Here is a 22,026-nt window from a genome sequence, read left to right on the forward strand (position 1 = left end):
CACATTCCCTGTCTAAAACAGGGAGCTTTGTGCCTCATCGGGATGCGGTACTTGATTCTATTTCTGTGAATTCACTGCGGAATCAGTCAGTAAGGCTGCCAGTTCCGGTAAAATAGCGGGTTAATCAAATCCAACTGGCAAAACATCATGAGTCTCAAATGCGGCATCGTCGGCCTGCCTAACGTCGGCAAATCCACACTGTTCAATGCGCTGACCAAAGCTGGCATACCGGCAGAAAATTATCCTTTCTGCACGATAGAACCGAATGTGGGTATCGTTGAAGTGCCTGACCCACGGCTGAAGCAATTGTCCGATATCGTCAAACCTGAGCGCATCCAGAACGCCATCGTCGAGTTCGTCGATATCGCTGGTCTGGTGGCAGGTGCCTCCAAGGGTGAAGGTCTGGGCAATCAGTTCCTGGCGCACATCCGCGAAACTGATGCTATTGTCAACGTGGTACGCTGCTTTGAAGATGACAACGTGATCCACGTTGCCGGTAAGGTCAGTCCTCTGGACGATATCGAAGTCATCCAGACTGAACTGGCCCTGGCTGACATGGGTACGGTAGAAAAAGCCATCCATCGCGAAAACAAGAAAGCCCGTTCCGGTGACAAAGATGCGACCAAACTGGTCGCGGTGCTGGAACGCATCATGCCTGCCCTGAATGATGCCAAGCCTGTGCGTGCACTGGGTCTGGATGCAGAAGAAATGCTGCTGATCAAACCACTGTGCCTGATCACTGCCAAGCCAGCAATGTATGTAGCCAATGTTTCCGACAGTGGTTTCACCAATAACCCCTTGCTGGACCAACTGACGGCCTATGCCGCATCTCAGAACGCCCCTATCGTGGCGATTTGTGCCGCCATTGAATCCGAGATCGCTGATCTGGACGATGCCGACAAGACTGACTTCCTGGCCGACATGGGCATGGATGAACCTGGCCTTGACCGCCTGATCCGCGCTGCTTTTAAATTGCTGGGCCTGCAAACTTACTTCACGGCCGGCGTCAAGGAAGTACGCGCCTGGACCATTCATGTCGGTGACACCGCACCACAAGCTGCTGGTGTCATTCACACTGACTTTGAACGCGGCTTCATCCGTGCGCAGACGATTGCCTTTGAAGATTTCATCACCTACAAAGGCGAATCCGGTGCCAAGGAAGCAGGCAAGATGCGCGCCGAGGGCAAGGAATATATCGTCAAGGATGGGGATGTGCTGAACTTCTTGTTTAACGTCTAAAACGTCAAAGGATGTATTCAGAAGATTTCACTAAAAAGCTGCGACATTCGCAGCTTTTTTATTCGCATTGAACACTGAGAGTGCTGCAGAAAAGTTAATTCATTTACCTTCAGCTAAGCACTATCGCCCCAGACAGTACTGTAGTGCAAGCGACACATTGAGGTGACGCAACAACGCCAGCTTCAATTTGCAACAACCTCTGCGATATAATATTTTGACGCTACACTATCCAACTATGCACGCCCCATCACGGAGAAAATTTGCCTGACACGAATCCCCAACACATCATTGATGCGAATCCGACATGAAACTTGATGTCAGAACCATCATGCTAATGCTGAGCGGGATCAACCTTCTGGGTGCGGGGATGATGGCGCTCATCAGTTTTCATGCCAATAATGTCAGAGGAGTGCGTCAGTGGGCACTGGGGCACTGTTGCATGTTTATAGGCATTTTTACCAGTACCCAACTATCACCGGAATGGCCTTTGTGGATACTCGCCACAATGCCGCTCATCACTGGTTGCGGGTTTGGTTTTATTTATAATGGCATCCAAGCCTTCAAGGGTAAGCGTTGCAACTACTGGATACCAGCATGGATTGGCTTGCAAATGATGACGCAAAGCCTGTGGTTTGGTGTCGCGCAAAAAGACGTCCGGACCATGTTACTGTTCAACTCCACATTAGCCTGTTGCGTATTTTCGGCTTGTGCATTGAACCTGATAGTAAAAACATCGCAGCCACTTAAAACTGCATATGGTCTGGCCGCCGCTTCCTTCTCATTTATCGCGCTGATGAGCTTGCTCAGGGCGACGAATATTTACCTGACGCCTGCTGAAGGAATCAAGCTATTTGCGCAAGGCGATATCAATCCTGTCTTCCTTATCCTTGGGGGTCTTTCCCAACTTGCCATCACGCTCTCGCTGGTATTGTTAATTACTTTCCGTCTGGTCAGCGACTTGCATGAACAAGCCTCCTATGACAGCCTGACAGGTGCCATGAACCGGCGTCGGTTTGAAGATGAGGCAAGTCGCTTACTTGCGCGTGCGATCAGAACCGGCGAACCTCTGTCTGTCATCATGATCGATGTGGATTTTTTTAAACGGGTCAACGATGATTATGGCCATCAGGCGGGTGATGAGGTCTTGCGCCGCCTGGCCAGTTTGCTGCATGCCGTCATCCGAAGTGAAGATTGTCTGGCCCGGTACGGTGGTGAAGAGTTTTGTATTTTGCTGGCCGGCACCGGTGAACAAGGGGCCGCGCAATTGGCCGAACGCGTGCGCCTGTTATATGCAGAGCTACACATAGAATGGAAAAACGAAATTCTGCACAGCACTTTGAGCGCAGGGGTTTCAGATTCATTAACCGTAGGCGCTGATTTGACTGCCCTGATTGGAGCTGCAGATCATGCCCTTTACAGTGCAAAGAATGCTGGGCGTAATCGCGTTGCCCTGCATTCGGAAACCCGCCAGGCAGCCTGAGATCTTATTGCATCCATCAGTCAGAACCTCGACACAATAGCCCTGGTTAGCCCTCGCGGCACAACATAGTCAAAAGACCTCTCTTACGAAGCACTTACGGTCAATATCTACAATCAGCCATTTGCTTGCATGATTGTCAGTCTTGTTGCCCGCTACAAAACATCATGAATTTTATGGCCATGTTTTCAGTTGGCGCAATGCTGCCCTGCCTGCATTCGCTCTCAACTCAAGAAATTGATCGCCATGATGCTGTTTGACCCCGTCCATTCGCAAGAAACAAAAACTGATGCCAATGCTGATGCGCCTGCGTCAGCTCCAAAATCACCTGTTGATTCATCGGTGAATTCATTCAACCTGGCACCAACTGTGTTTGCGTCTGCACTTAGCCTCAGTCAGCAACTGCAGCAGGCTCCCATGCAAAAAGCCATGGTGTTCATCGACAGCCGCTTGCCTGATTTTCAGCAAATCGTGGATGCGGTCAAACCCGGCACAACCGTGGTGGTGATAAATAAAGATCAGGACGGTTTACAGCAAATTGCTGATGCCCTCAAAAATTGCAAGGATGTTGACTCTATCTCCATCATCTCGCACGGTGACAGGGGGGTGATGTTGCTGGGCAGTGCTGTTTTGCATGACGGCGACATCGCAGCCTATCACAGTCAGTTACAGACCATAGGCGCATCCCTGAAACCTGGTGGCGACCTGCTGTTATATGGCTGTAATGTGGGTGCCGGTGCTACCGGACAAACCTTTATCAAAGACATGGCAAATGCAACTGGTGCCGATGTGGCCGCATCCACCAATGACACCGGGACCGCCAGTCGCGCAGGTGACTGGGTGCTGGAAATTTCTACCGGCAGCATTGCCACCACTTCTGCCGTGCTGGATACACAAAAACTGGCCAACTGGAATCATCTTGCGGCGACACTGTCCGCGTCTGATCTGGCAAGTCTGCAAGCTGCCATGGCAACAGCAAATTCAAATGGCGCTGATGATACGCTGACGCTGACTGGCGATATCCTTTTCACAGCAAGCAATAACACGATCAACATCGCTGCCGACTCCGGGCACTCACTGACCATTATAGGCAGCAAAAATAATGCAGGTGGAGTAGTCACCATCGATGCAGGAAATTTAACCCGGGTTATTGATGTCTCTGCAGGTGCAACGGCAACAATCCAGAATTTGACCATTACCAATGGTCTGGCAGCAGGGAATGGTGGAGATAATACTGGCAATCTGGCGGGGGATGGCAGGTCCGGCTCCGATGGCGCAGGTGGCGGAATACGTAATGCTGGCACATTAACAATTAGCAATAGTACGGTCACAGCAAACAAAGCGTCTGGTGGCGGTGGCACAGGTGGCGGGTTCCCCAAGGGTGGTGGCGGCGGCGGCGGTGGTGGCTATGGAGCTGGCTTGGGTGGTACTGGCGGGATGGACCGGATTGGTGAAACACCCACGTCACCAACTGCAGGTCATGGGGGTAACGGTTCAGGCACATCAGGCGGCCAGCGCGGTGGCTATGGAGGCAGCACCACTGGCGGTGCTGGCGGTGGTGCACACCTGCAGTTTCTTGGTCAAAGCTATTCAGTGGGCGGAGCGGGTGCGACAGCCAGCAACGGCACAATCTCCATCGGTGGTGGCGGTGGCGGCAGTGGTGGTTTTTTTATAGGTGGCACAGGCGGAAATGCAGTCGGCGGCATCTTTAACACCGGAACATTGAAGATCGCCAACAGCATCATTAGCAATAATGTTGCCGCAGGCGGTGGTGGCGGTGGCGGTGCAGCAGCCAATTATTCAAATAGCGGTAATGGTGGTGCTGGCGGCCAAGGTATAGGCGGCATCTGGTCAACGGGTACACTATTGATGGATGCGGCATCTGTCGCCACCTTAAGTACTGGAAACAAAGGGGTTGGCGGCTTTGGAGGCACTACCTCAGGCACGGGTAATATCGCAGGCACCAATGGCAGCAGCATAGACGCCAGTTTGGGCACAATAACTCCTTACAGCACACCGGCGACACTTAATATAGGCATGTCCAAGGCAGCCCTTAAAGCTGGCGACACGGCATTACTGACCTTCACCTTTTCTGAAGCAGTCACCGACTTTGCCATTGCCGATATTTCACTCTCAAACGGCAGTTTGTTAGCACTGTCAACTGCCGACAACATTACCTATACGGCTACCTATACACCCAATGCAAACGTAGAAAGTGCCAGCAACCTGATTTCGGTCAACATGGCCGGGACGTTTAATTCCACCAATACGCCGGGTGTAGGCACCACCAGCAGTAGCAATTTCAGTATAGATACCAAGCCACCAACACTTGCCATCAGTAGCAATGTCAGCACACTCAAGGCTGGTGAAACTGCGACTGTCACATTCACATTCAGCGAAGCACCTAGCGGTTTTACAGCCGGTGATATTGTTGTAACGGGTGGCACTTTGGGCAGTCTCAGTGGTTCTGGCACCACACGCACGGCAGTATTCACACCTGATGCGGCAACCAATGGCGGCACGGCCAGCATCACTGTTGCTGCGGCGACCTACACGGATGCTGCGGGCAATAATGGGGGCGCAGGCACCAGCCCAGCACTGACTTTTGACACGGGAATACCTGCTGTCAGCACGGTCAGTGTGCCAGCAAATGCCACCTATGCGACCGCACAAAATCTGAACTTCACCGTCAATTTTAATGAAGCGGTAACTGTCACTGGTACACCCAGCATACCCGTCACACTGGATACTGGTGGCACAGTTGCAGCGACTTATATTAGCGGCAGTGGCAGCACCTCACTGTTATTTGGTTATACCGTCGTTGATGGCAATCAGGATAACAACGGTATTTCCATCGGCAGCAGCGTCGCGCTCAATGGCGGTACGATTAAGGATAGTGCAGGCAATAATGCCGCTCTTAACCTGAATGGTGTAGCCAGCACAAGCGCCGTCAATGTTGACGGCATAGCCCCTGCTATCAGTACCGTCACAGTTCCTGCCAACGCCATTTATGCACCAGGACAAGCCCTGAATTTTTCGGTCAATTTTAATGAAGTCGTCAACGTAACGGGAACACCGACCATTCCAGTGACGTTAGATACTGGTGGCACTGTAGCGGCTTCATACGTGAGTGGAAGCGGCACTTCTGCACTTGTATTCCGTTACACAGTTGTCAGCGGCAATCTCGATACCAATGGCATTAGTCTGGGTAGTAGCCTTGCTTTAAACAGCGGCAGCATTAAAGACATCGCCGGGAATAATGCTGTTCTCAATCTGAATGCTGTTGGCAATACGACGGCTGTACTGGTCGATGGTGTTGCACCCACCATCACCAGCATCAACCGGGCGTCAGCCAGCCCCACTAACAGCAGCTTTGTCGATTTCCAGGTCACTTTCTCGGAGAGTCTGGCAAATGGTGGATTGGATATTTCCGATTTCACGCTGGTGGCAACCGGCACGGCCAACGGAAGCATTGCATCACTGTCGGGCCCCGTTGGCAATGTCTGGACCGTGCGGGTAAATACTGTCACAGGTGACGGCACTTTAAGACTGGACTTCAAGAACAGCGGCACCGGTGTCACCGACGTGGCTGGCAATGCCATCGTTGGCGGACATACGGGCGACCAGCTATATACGCTGGACAATAGTGGCCCTGTGGTAACGAATGTCAGCTCCAGCACAGTCAATGCCACCTATGCTGCGGGCACAGTCATACCGGTCACCATCACCTTCAATGAAACCGCCAATGTGACTGGGACACCGCAACTGACGCTGGAAACAGGTGCCATAGACCGGGTACTCAATTATGTCAGTGGATCTGGCAGCAATACCATCACCTTTAATTACACCGTGCAAGCGGGCGATGCCAGTGCTGATCTCGATTACCAGAGCAGCACTGCGTTGAGTCTCAATGGTGGCTCAATCAAGGATGTACTCGGCAACAATGCCACATTGACGCTGGCTGCACCGGGTGCAGCCGGTTCACTTGGCAATAACAAAGCCATCGTCATTTATACCAACACCGCCCCCACTATAGGTGGTGGTGTCGCTGGTCAGGCCGTGACCGAAACCACGACCGTTGCCCCCTTCAGCAGTGTCACCATCACCGACCCGGATGTGGGTGCTTCAGAAACCATCATCATCACCCCTGATCTGGCCGCCAAAGGGGCCTTCACTGCCGCTTCCCTGGCAGCGACTGGCTTCTCGACTGCCAATGGGGGCGTTACTTATACCCATGCTGCCGGTAGCCCAACTACCGTCCAGGCTGCCATCCGTGGCCTGGTATTCCAGCCTGCTAGTGGCCGGGTAGCGGTTGGTGGTACCGAAACCACCACCTTCACCATCAGCGCCAATGATGGGATTGCTTCTGCGGTACTGAACAACACTACCACCCTCATTTCCACTGGCATTAATGCGGCACCGACCGATATTTCACTCTCCAATACGAGCATACAACAAGGTTCCGGCAACAACACCAGCGTCGGCACCCTGACCGCTATCGACCCCAATCCGGGCGACAGCGCCAGCTTTAGTCTGGTGGCTGGCAATGGCACAAATGACCGCGACAATGGCAAATTCCTCATCTCTGGTAACAGCCTGGTGGCCAAGAGTACGCTGGGTATGACGCCAGGCACCTATACCGTGCTGGTACGGGCCACTGATGCTTCCAGTGCCACCTATGACAAGAGCCTCAGCATCAGCGTCACCGACAATGTGCCTCCCGTCGCCACAGGCATCACCCGCGTCCAGAACGAACTGAACAACCTGTCCAGCCTCGACTACACCGTCAGCTTCAGCGAAGCCGTCAGTGGCGTCAGCGCCAGTGCCTTTAGCCTGGTCACCAGCGGAACTGCAGGTGCAAACATAGGAGCGGTCACCCAGATCAATGCCAGCACCTATAGCGTACATCTGAACAATGTGACTGGCGACGGTACATTGGGCTTGAACTTGAATGGGGTGGCATCTCCCGTCAAAGACCTCACCAATCTACCACTGACTACCAGTTTGACTGGCCAGACCTATACTGTCGACCATAGTGCACCAACCACCTCGCCTGGCAATTTGAAATTCTCCAGTGATGATGGCCTTAGCAATGCTGACTTCATTACTACTGCTTCCTCGCAAACCATTAGCGGTACACTCAGCACCGGCTTGCTGGCTGGTGAGTTAGTACAGGTATCACTCGATAGTGGCAATTCATGGATCAACACTGCCACCGCAGTTGGTGCCCGCAGTTGGTCGCTGGCCAACCAGACCCTGGCTGGCAGCCAAACCCTGCAAGTCCGCGTTGCTGACCTTGCAGGTAATACAGGGCCAGCGTTGACACAGGCCTACACAATACTCAACTACAGCGACAGTACTAACATCGGTGATGCCGATACCGATGGCGATGGCATTTCACAGCGAGTGGAAAACCAGGTTCCCAATCTCAACGGCAGTGGCACCGGTGACGGCAACGGTGATGGATTACCAGATCAGTCCCAGACCAATGTCAGTTCATTACTCTGGAACGGCAGTTTATCTTCCGGCCATTATGTGACATTGGCGAATAATCAGCATTTGACACAAACCCATACGCTGACTAATCCGGCACCGGTAAATTTGCCATCGGAACTGAACTTCTCTTATGGCACGATCAGCATGCAACTGGAAGGGGCCAGCACCGGTGGTGATGCCACCATGTCACTCTACACCGATGCCCTGGCACCGGTGAATGGCTACTGGGTACAGAACAAGGCCGGTGACTGGGTGAATATCGCCACCAATATCGCTACCGTCAACGGTAAGCTCAAAGTGGACTTTAAACTCACCGATGGCGGTGCCTTTGATAGCGATGGCCTGGCCAATGGCAAGATCCTGATGACGGGGGCACTGGGCTTTAAGACAGTGGCCACCACCCCAGTGACTGGTTTGCCGAATGACAAGGATGCAGATGGTATCCCGGATGCGGTGGAACTGACACTGGGTACCAATCCGCTGGTGAAGGACAATGATGTGTTCCATCGTTCTGATCTGTTTGCCATGCAGTTGTACCGCGATGTGCTGTTCCGGGAAGCTGATACGGCCGGGGTGCAGTACTGGCAGCAGCAGATTGACAGTGGCAAGATGACAAGAGCACAAGTCGCGGCGTCCTTCATGGCGTCGTCGGAGTTCCAGAATGGGATCGGTAGTCTGACGCGTCTGTACTTTGGTGCCTTTGACCGTTTGCCGGACAAGGACGGTCTGGCGTACTGGATGCAGCAAGAGAAGGCGGGCATGAATCTGTCTCAGATCAGTGGCTCGTTTGTAGCCAGTACGGAGTTCCAGACTACGTATGGCAGCCTGGACAATAGTGCCTTTGTGGACCGGGTATACCAGAATGTGCTGCACAGAAGCTCAGATGCGGCAGGTAAGGCGTACTGGCTGGGGCAGCTTAGCAATGGGGTGAGCCGGGGGGATTTGCTGGCGGGCTTTACGGAATCGACGGAGTTCAAGGCCAGTTCCCAATCCAAGGTGTCACTGACGCTGGATTATATTGGCTTGCTGGGTCATGCACCGGATCAGGCGACGTTTAATCAGTTGCTGGCGCAGCAGGGGACGGATGTGGTGACGCTGATTGGGCAGTTCATCAATTCTCAGGAATATCATGGCAGATTTATGCTCTGATTCCATAACAGGAATTTGGCGAGCTACTCCCTCAGGTCTGCGGCTGCCAGCGAAGAAGATTCTCGCTGTTGCAGCCGTGGGTCGGATAGTGTTTGCCGGATAGACCGCAACAAACCATGGGCACCTTGCGCTACCGCCATCTGCAAGGCCTGTTCGAGCGTCTCACGGGCAAGCTCGATGTTGCCATCATGCATATGACACAAACTGCAGAGACGCAGCAAGTCTGCATGACAGTAATAATCTTCGTACTTGTCGATTTCGCTTAAGGTTTTTGTCAGCAAAGATTTCGCTTCATTCCAACAATGCGCACTGACCAGGGTATTGACCAATACCCAGCTAGCGGTAGTGGTACCCGCCCGGTAGGCACTATGCAGGTTATTTGCAGCTTGCAGGGCTGGCCCTACATCCTTCAACTTGTTCCTGTTTGCCTGTGCTGACAGATAGAACAGGCTATTCATGCTTTGCCATAAAGGAAAACCAAATTTTGTTCCCAGCTCTATCCCCTCTACTGCACAGACTGCTACTTCATCCATTTTCCCTGCTGTCCAGTACATGCCAGTATTGAAAGCCAGCATAAAACAAAGTGCATGGCTTTTCTTGCGCTCGCGGGCAAGCGCCGTACTTTCAAGAGCAAACGCATGTGCTCTGTCATCACCAAGGAACCATAAATTCCAGCACATGAAAGCACGTATCAATATCTCCAGGTCTTCGCCCCAAAACCCTTGTCTTTGCTCTGCACTTAAGGTCCTGGCAATTTCCAGCCCCTCTTGCTGGTAGCGGAGCGCTTCTGTAAACAGTCCACGCCAAAACAGTGAGTTACCAAGTGCAAAGCATGCCATCAGGCGTTTGGTGGGCGTATCCGCCAATTCCTCCAGACGTCGTGCGATACCCAGTCCATCGCTCTTGCCCTGTGAGCCGCCACCCATATACAAACCACTGAGTGCTCGAAACAAGGCCTCGGTCTCTTCCGTACTTGGTGCAAGCAAATCATTCAGACTATCGCATGCGGCACGGAAATGCTGATGCCCGAGTTCCGATCCATAACCCTGACACAGCATTGCCGCACTGCCAGCCGACAGACGTAAGGATGTCAGCAAATGGTTCAGACCATGTTGCGGCTGCAAGACGATGTCCAGGGCTTTGCCAAAATGATGTAAGGCATCCATGGCAAATTCATTCGTCAAAGCCTGCTGCCCACTGCTGGCCCACCAGTTAACTGCTTCTGGCCAGTTATGCGCTGCCTCAAAATGTCGGGCCAATTCAGTACCGGGTATGCCAGGGTCATCCAGCAATTGCTCGGCAACATGCTGATGCGCAAGACGTCTTTGTTTTTCCGGCAAACTCTGATAAGCAGCGTCAGCAATCAATGCATGCAGAAAGCGGTAATGCCCTTGTTTTTTACTGGTCTGTATCAGCCTGTAGGTAATGGCAAGTTGCAAAGGGCCGCCCACATCTGCATCCGGCAATAACCTGGTCAGGATGCGCGCGTTGAAGTTGTGACCAATGACTGATGCCAGTTGTAAAATATTCTTGTATGGCCCCAGCTTATCCAGTTCACTCTGCAACAACTCCTTGACTGGCACCAGATGATGCGGTCCATCTTCTGTCAGACTCCGCGTAAGTCGCTCGATGAACAGGGGGATACCACCGCAATCATGTGCAATGCGTGCGCATTCCTGCTTTGACAAAAATTGATGCTGATCACAGGCAGCGACCATTTGTTCAGCAGCGGCCAAAGGCAGGGGCGACAAATCGGTGATGACAGGCGAGGCACCTGCGTATTCAAGCGGCGAATCTGGTCGGGTCGTCACCAGCAGCAAAAGGCGTTGATGTTCGAGACTCCCGGCATAGCGGGCCAGAAATTCTCGCGTAGCAAAATCAGACCAATGCAAATCGTCTATCAGGACCAGGCAAGCCTGATGCCGGGATAATTTGTCAAACAACATGCCTAGCGCTGCAAATATCTGATTCTTGTTGTCAGCTTCTGCCAGCATGCGCTGATCAAACAAAGAAAGAAAAGCATGCAGATGCTCCTCTTCTGGTTCGTAATCCGGAATCAATACTCGCAGTTGTTCAATTATTTTTTGCCGGACATCATCTGTCCTCGGCAAGGACAAGGCAAATAACTCTGCCAGTGCAAGCCGCAGCGGTGCTAATGGCTGATGCTGATATTCAAGCGAGCAATAAATGCGTATAACGCGGTTTTCTGCAGTATCTAACTGGCGCGCCAGTTCACTGGCCAACCGGGTTTTACCAATACCGGCATTACCGCGCAAAACCAGCCATTGCGGCTGAGTGTGGCTGGCCAGATTCCAGCGTTCCATCAATAACTGCATTTCTTCGCCGCGACCTATCAACGGAAATTCCTGCTGATCATCAATCGCTGCCAACTGTCTGGCCAGTCCGTACTTGCTGACGCCGGGCGCATAGCGATCATGCTGCTCAGCCGAAATAGCATCAATTGCCAGTTGCAACCTGACCTGATCAGCAATCATTTGATCAAATACCAGGCCACCAGTACCCGCAGACCAGCACAGCTCCTGCGCCAATCTGGGTAAGGGGCCAAGAAAACGTAGTTCATCCTGCGAACACTGCACGTTGCCTGCGCAAATCCCAATACGCAACTGCTGTTGAGATTCATCAAACAGCATGATTTCTTGAGCAGCATAAATGCTCCTGAGCGCTGCTTGTTCCGGCTCCGAGTGCATGCCAAAACTTGCATGAAAACCTTGTCCAAATATGGCATGACAATTCCCACCCCACAATCGGACCTTTTCCTGCGCGTCACTGAGTATCTGATCCATTCGCAATACATCGCCGGCCCCAGAGACATGGGTATTGTGCGATAAATTAAATTCTACGTACATCAGGGTCAACCACCGTATTTCCGACACGGCTTTGATGATCGTATGGGTGAGCTGATCCGGATTCTTATCCAGCCCGGAGGTAACAAGCAAGGGCGCTTGATGCAATAATTTGCGGGTAGCAGAAGAGGCCCTCGTTCCAAAGGCTGACAGTAAATTCTGATCCAGTTCACTCAGTACAAAATTGGCACGTTTGAAATCACCGCAAGCGAGTAAAAGACTGATCAGTTGTGTCGCTATATGTTCATTTAAAGAATCCTGTTCCCATAACTGATTTGCAATAGCAACGGCAGATGCAACACGCCCTGATTTTTCCATCTCGCGACATAATCTTGACGCCAGATCGCGCCAGCGTTCCCTGAGTTGTTTTCGCGTCAGATTGATCCAGGCATGCAGGTCAGTGCCGACATTAAGCTCAAGGCGCTCAAGGAAATCATGTCCAAGCTGGTTTAAGCGTGGTTCAAAAGTATCCCCCAGCCATTTGCAAAACAGACTATCTGTATCATCTGCCTGCCAATCGTTAAGCAGGAATGCAATATCCACATGCACCCGCACATCCGGAAAATAAGCAATACTGTCACGCCGGCTTTGTATAACATCAACACCTGTCGCGGTATTAATGAGCTTGCCGAGATTGTTCAGCACCTGGCGTAAATTGGTGAGAGCCGCATCGCTGCGCAAATCTGGCCACAACAAATCCGCCAATTGTTCCCTGGCCACCCAGCGACCACTGGCAACAATCAGGTAAGCCAGCAAATAAATCGCCTTGCGATATTTGATCTTGCCAGAGATATCCTGCCCGTCCAATTTCAACTGGAATGAGCCCAGTAGGGAAATGTCGAGCCGCGGTGCGCGTGGTTCAAATGAAACTGAAGTTTGCATGGCCAATCATTGTGGATACTGTCACTGATAAAACCAGATTTCCCTGACACGAAAACATAGGAAGACCAGATTTTTCTGGTCTGCTACCAAAACACATTTCGTCAACTGGAGCGATACGTTCTAGCCCTGTCATTATAAGTGATAAAGATCACACCTGGCCTCAAGTAAGACCAGGTGTCCTTTGTATCAATAATGTAGCTTGGTATTTTAATTACCCTGATGCCCGCGACCAGCCAGATGTGATTCCAGTACATTGCTTCTTGCTATCACGGTATCAGTCTGCACCGCCTGCAACCAGTCATCAGTACTTGTCACCGCTGCAAAATTCGAGTGAAACACTACGCTAAAGATGCGATGAATTTCTTCCGCACTGGCAAAGCCAGCCGCATTTGCATACGGCAGCGCACCGCTGGCATCCGTCAGCACTTCAACTGTATACCCATTGTGGGCCGCCTCATAAATGGTGCTGGCATTGCAGTTCTGGGTCATGTATCCAACAACAGTGACCGTTGTGATTTCATTTTTCTGTAGCCATGCTGCGGCATCGGTACCCGTAAACACGCTGGCCATGTTTTTTTCTATGCGGTAATCGGCATGGCGGCTGGCGACGACTTCATGCAATTGCCAGCTTTGCGAACCACGGGCAAAAATAGGCGACTTTTCAGGTGCAGAATGCTGGACTACCAGTACGGGAATACCAGCCTCTTTGGCTGCATCCATCGCCCTGCCTATATTGCGCAAAGATACTTGAGGATCAGGGTATTCAATCAGCATGTTGCCGGTGAAGTATTCATTTTGCACATCAATGACGATCAAGGCACGTTTTACTTTTTGGCTTGCTGCAGGGGTAGTCATTTCGTATTCCTTTTGTCTGGGTTCATCAAAAATAGTCAGCTTCGTGCTGTCCATGTAGATCATTTTCGGTGAAAATCCTTTTTTGAATAAGTGACCCAATTGCCAATATTCGATACAATTGGGCCATGCACAAAAATACCTCTGACAATCGTGTGAATATTGCAGTGCTGGCCTTTGATGGCATCAGCCCTTTTCACTTGTCCGTACCCTGCATGGTGTTTGGTGAACATCATGGCAGTGCCGGCTTGCCACAATTCAATCTTAGCGTGTGCAGCGCACCACCCAAATCGGGCAACAATGCCAGGGCAGGCAATGTCAACACTGTGCGCACCAATGCTGGTTTCAACATACAGACACGTTATGGACTGAATGTATTGGCGCGTGCCGACATGGTGGTGATACCCTCCTGGCACGACGATTTGCGTCCGGCCCCGCCTGACTTGCTAAAAGCAATACGCCGTGCTCATCAGGCTGGAGCTCGTATCATAGGTCTTTGTCTGGGTGCCTTTGTGCTGGCAGAAGCAGGTTTGCTGGATCAGCGGAGTGCAAGCACACATTGGGCATTGGCAAAAGAATTTTCAGCGCGTTATCCGCAGATCAGGCTGGACCCGAATGTGTTGTATGTTGATCACGGTGACGTGATTACTTCGGCAGGCACGGCCGCTGGCATTGATTGCTGCCTGCATGTCTTGCGTACCAGCTACGGTGCAGAGGCCGCTACCCATGTGGCCCGCCGGCTGGTGGTTGCTCCGCATCGCCAGGGCGGGCAGGCACAATACATAGAGCAGCCACTGCCAGTACTGGCCACGGACGAGCGTCTGGCCAAAGTGCTGGAATGGATGTTGGCGCATCTGGCCGAAACCCAGCATCTGGATGCGTTGGCCGCCAGAGCATTAATGAGCAGACGTAGCTTTACCCGTCATTTTCAGCAGCAAACTGGCACTACCGTCGGCAAATGGCTGCTGAATCAACGTTTGGTGTTGGCTCAGCGGCAACTTGAAGCAGGCAAGCGTTCTATTGATGATATTGCCATGGATACCGGTTTTGGCTCCGCTTTGTTACTGCGGCGCTATTTTGCCCGGGAATTCGGGATTTCACCCTCGGCTTACCGCCGTGCATTTCACGTTGATCACTGAGTTCCAGCGCTGAGCCCGCGAGCTGGCATACAATATGCCTGCAAATTGCCCGCATGAACGCCATGATCCCCTTTAAAATAGCTGCTACCGCTTCCCAGCGCCCTTAATGTAGCCAATTACCATGCCAAGCATCGCTGAACTGAACATTTACCCGATCAAATCCTGTGCTGGCATACGGCTGAACACTGCCGTCCTGACGGATACCGGCCTCAGCGCTGGCGGCGTGCATGACAGGGAATGGATGTTGGTTGATGAACAGGGTCTGTTCCTGACGCAAAGGGAATATCCGCTGATGGCAACCATACGCCCAGAACTTGGTGCTGGTGAACTGCTGGTACACGCGCCTGACATGCCCATTTTACAACTTGCCTTGCAACTACCGCCTGAGCAGTCCGGTAGCTCGCCTGTACAGGTGACGATCTGGGAAGAAAATTTTTCAGCTCTGGACGTTGGTGAAAAGGCTGCAGCCTGGTTTGGCCGGGTACTGGGCATAAGCTGCAGGTTGGTACGCTCAGGCCCGCAAACCCGCCGTTTTGCCAATCAAAAATGGACCGGGGGTAAACTTGTGCCCACCCGTTTTTCTGACGGCTACCCTATCTTGCTGACTGGTACTGCCTCCCTGGATGACTTGAATGATCGCCTGCAACAACAGGGGCGTGCTACTTTGCCCATGAACCGCTTTCGTCCGAATGTGGTGCTGGATGAAATGGAAGCTTTTGAAGAGGATTATGCAGCGTGTTTTGAAATCGGTACGGACATACAGCTACGACCAGTCAAACCCTGTCCGCGTTGCCCTATCCCATCGGTAGATCAACTGACCGGGGAAATCGGTCCCGACCCTTTGGACATCTTGCAGACTTACCGTGCCAACCCGTTGGTGGATGGTGGCATTACTTTTGGCATGAATGTCATTCTGGATAGCGGTGCAGGGCAAAGCTTGCGACTTGGCGACGAAGTAAATATGCAGATTGCCTTTTAATAGCAAAGCCGGTAAATATGGATAACACCATCCCCGCCCCCGACGATGATACCCTGGAGCTTGATGCTCAGGACGCACTGCAGGATTTGCAGCGCGAGAATCAGGTCTTGCGTGCGCGGCTGGAAAACCTGCTGGAACTGGCACACCGCAATCAAAGCATCATGGCGCGCCATCAAAGCTTTGATTTGAAAATCATAGGTGCCAACAGTTTCCGTGAATTAATCACGAATATTTTCAGCGCACTGGCAATTACTTCCGAACTGGATGTGGTGTCACTGGTGCTGTTCGATAAATACGGCGACCTGCAGCAAATGCTGGCGGACCTTAAAATCGACCTCAATGAATTCCCCCACCTGCTGTTTCTGCGGCATGAGGTGGAATTGAGCCAGCCCGAATCGGCCTTGCGAAAGCCGCAGTTGGGCCTTTACCAAAGCCTGGCATATGCATCGTATTTCACCAGCTTCAGCAAGAAACCGGCAAGCATTGCCATCATTCCTATGCGGCGTCAGGACAGGCTGATAGGTTGCCTGAATGTAGGAAGTTTCCGTGCCGACCGGTTCCAGCCGAATATGGCGACCGATTTTATCGAACGATTGGGCTCCATCATCGCCATCTGCCTGGAAAATGTCATCAACAATGAGCGCCTGACCTACATAGGTATGACTGATCCACTGACCAATGTCAGCAACCGCCGTTATGTGGAACAAAGAGCGCTGGAAGAAATCGCGCGCGCCCGCAGGCAGCGTTACAGCATCGCCTGTATGTATCTGGACATTGATTTTTTCAAGCAAATCAATGACCGCTATGGTCATGAAGGTGGTGATGACGTGCTGAAAGAAGTGGCAAGGCGCATCAAGGCAGAGCTGCGCCTGAGCGACACACTGGGGCGATTTGGCGGAGAAGAATTTGTGGTGATACTGGTCAACACCAATCTGCACGACGCCATCCTGGTGGCTGAACGGATACGCAAGAGTATCGGCAGCCAGATGTTTACCTTGACGGAATCCGGCACTTGTCAGGCAACGATATCCATAGGCCTGACCACCATCGATGAAAAGTCCAACCAGGACAACGCCAGCATCGTGGCACGGGATATGCTGCAACGCGCAGACCGGGCGCTATATCAAGCTAAGAATAGTGGCCGCAACCAGGTGCGCTGCTATTGAATCCACATGGCGCTGCTGAATTAGTCGCGCTTACGCCGACTTATTAAGCAGGCTTTTTATCTGCCTGCAGACTTTCATATTTTGCCTGCAATTGCGCTGGCGTTTCACGCCATTCTGGATTGAAGGGGATGCAACTGACCGGACACACTTGCTGGCATTGTGGTTCTTTGTAATGCCCTACACATTCGGTGCACTTATGAGGATCGATCTCATAAATTTCCGGGCCCATGTAAATTGCATCATTCGGGCATTCAGGTTCGCAGACATCGCAATTGATGCAATCATCCGTAATCATCAGGGCCATACCAGCTCACTTCTCATTCAATCGGTTTGTGTCAAACCGTTATTACTACCCGGGACTTACACAACATGTCCCGGCAAACCATTAACTATTGTCGTTCAGCGCTGCCACTTTTTGCTTGAGCCAGCGATCAACGGAAGGGAATACGAATTTAGATACATCGCCACCAAACATGGCAATCTCACGCACGATGGTGCCAGAAATGAACTGGTACTGATCTGACGGAGTCAGAAACAGGGTTTCAACATCTGGCAACAGATAACGATTCATGCCCGCCATCTGGAACTCATATTCAAAATCGGATACGGCACGCAAGCCACGCACAATCACACGCGCATCATTCTTGCGCACAAAATCTTTTAGCAGGCCTGAAAAACTCTCTACCTTCACATTTGGATAATGCCCTAAAACTTCATTGGCAATCGTCAGGCGTTCTTCCAGAGAGAAAAAAGGTTTTTTGCTCTTGCTATCTGCCACACCCACTACCAAAGTATCAAAAAGACCAGATGCGCGACGCACCAGGTCTTCGTGACCACGTGTCAACGGATCAAATGTTCCCGGATAAACGGCTGTGACCATCTTCACTCCCTTTTTCGCAATTTGCATAAGGATATGCACCAAGTTGAGCAGGCATTATGCCTGATTTTCGTGCGCCTCATGCGGCAAGATGTTGCGTTGCAATATATAAAAGAACACACTACCTGCCTTATCCGCCCTGATAATTTGCCATGCGGAAAGTATTTTTGCCAAATTTTCATCATCTGATTCTGCCAGTGAAAATTCTGCTTCCACGTATAAAAAGGACTTGGCATGCATCACCTGAGGGCACAAAGGCAGGATACGGGCCAGCCAATCTTGCCCAAACGGTGGGTCCAGGAAAACAACATCCATCTTCTGTTGTTTATCAGCAAATACCTGCAAAGCTTTGATGGCATCGCCACGTATCAGAATGCATTGCCCTGCTTGCAATTTTTCCCTGATCAGTTCCAATTGCCGGAAAGCTGGCGTATGTGCTTCCACCATGTGCACCTGCAGCGCGCCCCGACTGGCCGCCTCAAAACCCAATGCACCACTGCCTGCAAACAGATCCAGGCAGGTCTTGTTTTCCCAAGCATTATCCAATAAATGGTTTAGCCAGTTAAATACGGTTTCACGCACGCGGTCTGGTGTAGGGCGCAGGCCCTCTGCTTCTATGACGCTCAGGGCTGTGCGCTTCCATTGCCCGCCAATAATCCTGACTTGGTGACTGGGACGTTTGATCGTTGTAATTTTTTTACTGTTTGTTTTCATTGCATGCTTGATACTGGAGCATAAGTTACCGGTCGCTGTCTGTTAGAATGGCAGCATTCTCATATCAGGATGGGCATTCTGGCCATCCGCATTCCGGTAAATCATTCCCGATGTTTAGTTTTTTTAAAAAGAAGCCCAAAGAAGAAGCGCCAGTTGTTGCGTCCGTTATTGCGCCTGCTATTGCACCCGTTATTGCGCCTCCTGCTGTTGTAGCACCTGCCGTCACAACAGCCGAAACCACCATACCATCAGCGCCAGTCATTGCTGAAGTCGCTCAAGCAGAACCAAAACGTTCATGGCTAAGCCGCCTGAAAGCGGGTTTGGCCAAGACATCCACGAATCTTACCACCCTCTTCATCGGCGCTCGCATTGATGATGATTTGTATGAAGAGCTGGAAGCTGCCTTGCTGACCGCAGATGCTGGCGTTGAAGCCACACAATTCCTGCTGGACGGGCTGAAGAAAAAAGTCAAGGAAGAAAAACTGACCGAAGCCGAGCAAGTCAAAGCCGCACTGAAAGTATTGCTGCTGGAATTACTCACTCCCTTGCAAAAACCGCTGGAGCTGGGACGTTATCAGCCATTGGTCATGATGATTACCGGCGTCAACGGTGCCGGCAAGACCACGACCATAGGCAAGTTGGCCAAGCATATGCAAAACCATCAGCAGTCGGTCTTGCTGGCAGCTGGCGACACCTTCCGCGCTGCTGCCCGTGAGCAGTTGACGATCTGGGGTGAACGCAATAATGTCACTGTCATCTCGCAGGAATCCGGCGACCCGGCGGCAGTAGCATTTGATGCCGTCGCGTCGGCCCGCGCTCGCGGCACTGACGTGGTAATGGTAGATACTGCCGGACGCCTGCCTACCCAGTTGCATCTGATGGAAGAACTGAAAAAAATCAAGCGCGTGATAGGTAAGGGTATGGAAGGTGCACCACAGGAGGTGCTGCTGATCATCGATGGCAATACCGGCCAAAATGCCCTGGCACAGGTCAAGGCATTTGACGATGCATTGCAGCTTACCGGCCTGGTGATCACCAAACTGGATGGCACGGCCAAAGGCGGGGTATTGGCAGCGATTGCCAAAAATCGCCCGGTGCCAGTGTATTTCATTGGTGTAGGCGAGCAGATTGAAGACTTGCAACCCTTCAATGCCCAGGAATTTGTGGATGCCTTACTGAACTGAGCTGGGTTGTTGCGGTTTAAGCTTTATAACCATCACAGCAGTGCCGGACTTACGCAACTGCAGTAGTTTTGCTTCGGCACTACCGTATTAACAATAGGACTTACGCAAAATTGTCCCAGCAAGACGCAGCAACGAAGACAGTACGAATAGTACGCGGCGTCCTGGGAGAAGAGCTGCAACGCAGCTGGGGTGATTTTTCGTAAGTCCTAAATAAAACAGAATTTGAATGCTCACTACCACTTCTTTCGTTCACTCTGAATTGGCCGACCATGATAGTCTTTGAACACGTCAGCAAACAATATTCGCAAGATGCTTATGCCTTGAAAGATGTGTCACTATCGATAGCTGACGGTGAACTGATTTTTCTGGCAGGCCCTTCTGGTGCCGGCAAATCTACCCTGTTGAAAATGATCGCAGGTATAGAGAAACCCACTGGCGGCAAGGTCAGCGTCAATGGCCAGGATGTCAGCAAACTGAAGGCTGGCAGCCTGCCCTATCTGCGCCGCAAGCTCGGCCTGATACTGCAAGACCAGAAATTATTGACCGACCGCAGCGTACTGTCTAATGTCATGCTGCCCCTGATCGTCGCTGGCGCTTCATCTTCCGAAGCAGAGCAACGCGCCCGCATTGCCCTGGAAAAAGTTGGTTTACCGGACAAAGCATCCAGCTTGCCCATGGCTTTATCTGGTGGAGAGCAGCAAAGGGCTGCGATTGCCCGCGCCATCGTCAATCGACCACAGATCATACTGGCAGACGAACCGACTGCCTTTCTGGATCGCGAAAATGCCAACAAGGTCCTGGGTGCGCTCAAGGCTTTCCAGAGCGCAGGCGTGACCTGCATTATTTCCAGTCATGACGAACAGTTTCTTGACCAGGCCAGCCGCGTGATTTATCTGAGCCGGGGCCAGGTCGTGAATACCTGGAAATCGTCGCTTGCCGCCTGATTATTATTGTTATTAGCTGCCCACAGAGGAAGAATTCATGACCATCTGGTTTCGCCAGCATCTGTTTGCCCTAAAAAGTGCAATGACACATTTACGGGGTAGCCCCGGTAATTTCTTGTTCAATGTGCTGGTGGTCGCCATTGCACTGGCACTGCCCATCGCCGGCCTCACGCTGATAGAAAATATCCGGCCGATCTCTTCACAATTGTCGATAGAGCCAGAAATCAGCATCTTTGTAGCCCCGGACACGCCACGTCCAACGGCCACCGCTTTATCGATACCGATCAAAAAGTTACTCAAAGAAAAAAATATTACTGCCAGTCTGAATTTCATCCCCAAGGACAAGGCACTGGCCAGCCTGGAACAATCTTCCAATCTTGCCGAAGTGTTATCCACATTGGGTGGCAACCCTTTGCCAGATGCGTATATCCTGTCGCTGTCGAACAATGATGCAGGCAAGCTCGACGCATTGGTAGAAGATATCAAGCAAATGCCTGATGTGGATGTTGTGCAACTGGATTCAGCCTGGGTCAAGCGGCTGGCGGCACTGGTTCAAATCATGCAACTGGGTTTATTGTTCCTGGCGGCAACACTTTCTGTGGTCGTGGTGGTGGTGGTATTTAATGCCACCCGGCTACAAGTCATCTCGCACCAGTCAGAAATTGCTGTCACCCGCCTGCTGGGGGCGACCAATAGTTTCATCCACAAGCCTTATTACTACACAGGTGCTCTGCTAGGCTTGCTAGCCGGTGGTACGGCGCTGGGTTTGATTGCGGCGGCCCTACAACCCTTGAATCGTGCCATTGCTGAATTTGCCAAATTATATGCATCCGAATTCCATCTGGCACCTCTGGGCATGCTGCCCAGCCTGATATTACTGGCTGTCAGCATGTTGTTGGGACTGATCGGGGTCTGGTTATCTGTCAGACGACAACTGGCACGGGCAAGTTAAATTCGTGGCTCTTTACATCCAGATAGTCTTGTAAAGTGAAAATTTACCTGAACTATTGCAACTTTCAGAGCAGGTAGCTATCTAAGTTTCATAAGTACTTCATATTAATACA

14 protein-coding genes are annotated in these 22,026 nt (G+C 51.6%); 9 read left to right on the forward strand and 5 right to left on the reverse strand.

What is annotated here, in order from left to right:
• Nucleotides 1-147 precede the first annotated feature (147 nt).
• The 3 genes from ychF (at nucleotide 148) to AC1RVX_RS14340 (ending at nucleotide 9,361) form a co-directional block, all read left to right on the forward strand.
• Nucleotides 148-1,239, forward strand: a complete 1,092-nt coding sequence (gene ychF / locus AC1RVX_RS14330; protein ID WP_493217264.1) for a redox-regulated ATPase YchF — start codon at nucleotides 148-150, stop codon at nucleotides 1,237-1,239.
• A gap of 304 nt (nucleotides 1,240-1,543) precedes the next feature.
• Nucleotides 1,544-2,719 (forward strand): GGDEF domain-containing protein, encoded by a 1,176-nt coding sequence (locus tag AC1RVX_RS14335; RefSeq protein ID WP_493217265.1) that lies wholly within the window; start codon nucleotides 1,544-1,546, stop codon nucleotides 2,717-2,719.
• 243 nt (nucleotides 2,720-2,962) lie between these two features.
• Entirely contained in the window at nucleotides 2,963-9,361 is a 6,399-nt protein-coding gene (locus tag AC1RVX_RS14340; protein ID WP_493217266.1) for a DUF4347 domain-containing protein, read from the forward strand.
• Nucleotides 9,362-9,384: 23 nt separating this feature from the next.
• Here the strand turns inward: AC1RVX_RS14340 and AC1RVX_RS14345 are convergent, their stop codons facing one another.
• Together AC1RVX_RS14345 and AC1RVX_RS14350 are read right to left on the reverse strand one after the other, a co-directional pair.
• A complete protein-coding gene (locus AC1RVX_RS14345; RefSeq protein ID WP_493217267.1) occupies nucleotides 9,385-13,107 on the reverse strand; it encodes an ATP-binding protein in 3,723 nt (1,240 codons plus the stop codon).
• A gap of 207 nt (nucleotides 13,108-13,314) precedes the next feature.
• A complete protein-coding gene (locus tag AC1RVX_RS14350) occupies nucleotides 13,315-13,962 on the reverse strand; it encodes a cysteine hydrolase family protein (protein WP_493217268.1) in 648 nt (215 codons plus the stop codon).
• A gap of 125 nt (nucleotides 13,963-14,087) precedes the next feature.
• On the opposite strand from AC1RVX_RS14350, the gene AC1RVX_RS14355 reads away from it, so the two are divergent.
• The 3 genes from AC1RVX_RS14355 to AC1RVX_RS14365 all read left to right on the forward strand — a co-directional run bounded on the left by AC1RVX_RS14355 (nucleotide 14,088) and on the right by AC1RVX_RS14365 (nucleotide 17,243).
• The gene (locus tag AC1RVX_RS14355; RefSeq protein WP_493217269.1) at nucleotides 14,088-15,098 is read left to right on the forward strand and encodes a GlxA family transcriptional regulator; all 1,011 of its coding nucleotides are present in this window, start codon (nucleotides 14,088-14,090) and stop codon (nucleotides 15,096-15,098) included.
• A 121-nt stretch (nucleotides 15,099-15,219) separates the two neighbouring features.
• Complete coding sequence (locus tag AC1RVX_RS14360; RefSeq protein ID WP_493217270.1) at nucleotides 15,220-16,077, forward strand: MOSC domain-containing protein; 858 nt, start codon at nucleotides 15,220-15,222, stop codon at nucleotides 16,075-16,077.
• Between the two features lie 17 nt (nucleotides 16,078-16,094).
• On the forward strand, nucleotides 16,095-17,243 hold the full coding sequence (locus AC1RVX_RS14365) for a GGDEF domain-containing protein (RefSeq protein ID WP_493217271.1): 1,149 nt from the start codon (nucleotides 16,095-16,097) through the stop codon (nucleotides 17,241-17,243).
• Between the two features lie 43 nt (nucleotides 17,244-17,286).
• On the opposite strand, the gene AC1RVX_RS14370 is transcribed toward AC1RVX_RS14365, so the two are convergent.
• The 3 genes from AC1RVX_RS14370 to rsmD form a co-directional block, all read right to left on the reverse strand.
• The gene (locus tag AC1RVX_RS14370; RefSeq protein ID WP_493217272.1) at nucleotides 17,287-17,547 is read right to left on the reverse strand and encodes a YfhL family 4Fe-4S dicluster ferredoxin; all 261 of its coding nucleotides are present in this window, start codon (nucleotides 17,545-17,547) and stop codon (nucleotides 17,287-17,289) included.
• 81 nt (nucleotides 17,548-17,628) lie between these two features.
• Nucleotides 17,629-18,123: a pantetheine-phosphate adenylyltransferase gene (gene coaD / locus AC1RVX_RS14375; protein WP_493217273.1), complete on the reverse strand. Its 495-nt coding sequence runs from the start codon at nucleotides 18,121-18,123 to the stop codon at nucleotides 17,629-17,631.
• Between the two features lie 54 nt (nucleotides 18,124-18,177).
• Nucleotides 18,178-18,834 (reverse strand): 16S rRNA (guanine(966)-N(2))-methyltransferase RsmD, encoded by a 657-nt coding sequence (gene rsmD, locus AC1RVX_RS14380; protein ID WP_493217274.1) that lies wholly within the window; start codon nucleotides 18,832-18,834, stop codon nucleotides 18,178-18,180.
• Nucleotides 18,835-18,944: 110 nt separating this feature from the next.
• Here rsmD and ftsY point away from each other — a divergent pair, with 110 nt between their 5' ends.
• The 3 genes from ftsY (at nucleotide 18,945) to AC1RVX_RS14395 (ending at nucleotide 21,914) form a co-directional block, all read left to right on the forward strand.
• Nucleotides 18,945-20,018 (forward strand): signal recognition particle-docking protein FtsY, encoded by a 1,074-nt coding sequence (gene ftsY, locus AC1RVX_RS14385; protein ID WP_493217544.1) that lies wholly within the window; start codon nucleotides 18,945-18,947, stop codon nucleotides 20,016-20,018.
• A gap of 269 nt (nucleotides 20,019-20,287) precedes the next feature.
• The gene (locus AC1RVX_RS14390) at nucleotides 20,288-20,962 is read left to right on the forward strand and encodes a cell division ATP-binding protein FtsE (protein WP_493217275.1); all 675 of its coding nucleotides are present in this window, start codon (nucleotides 20,288-20,290) and stop codon (nucleotides 20,960-20,962) included.
• A 37-nt stretch (nucleotides 20,963-20,999) separates the two neighbouring features.
• Nucleotides 21,000-21,914: a cell division protein FtsX gene (locus AC1RVX_RS14395; RefSeq protein WP_493217276.1), complete on the forward strand. Its 915-nt coding sequence runs from the start codon at nucleotides 21,000-21,002 to the stop codon at nucleotides 21,912-21,914.
• The last annotated feature ends 112 nt before the right edge of the window (nucleotides 21,915-22,026 follow it).

The organism is Undibacterium sp. GW821-FHT11B02, assembly GCF_058808955.1.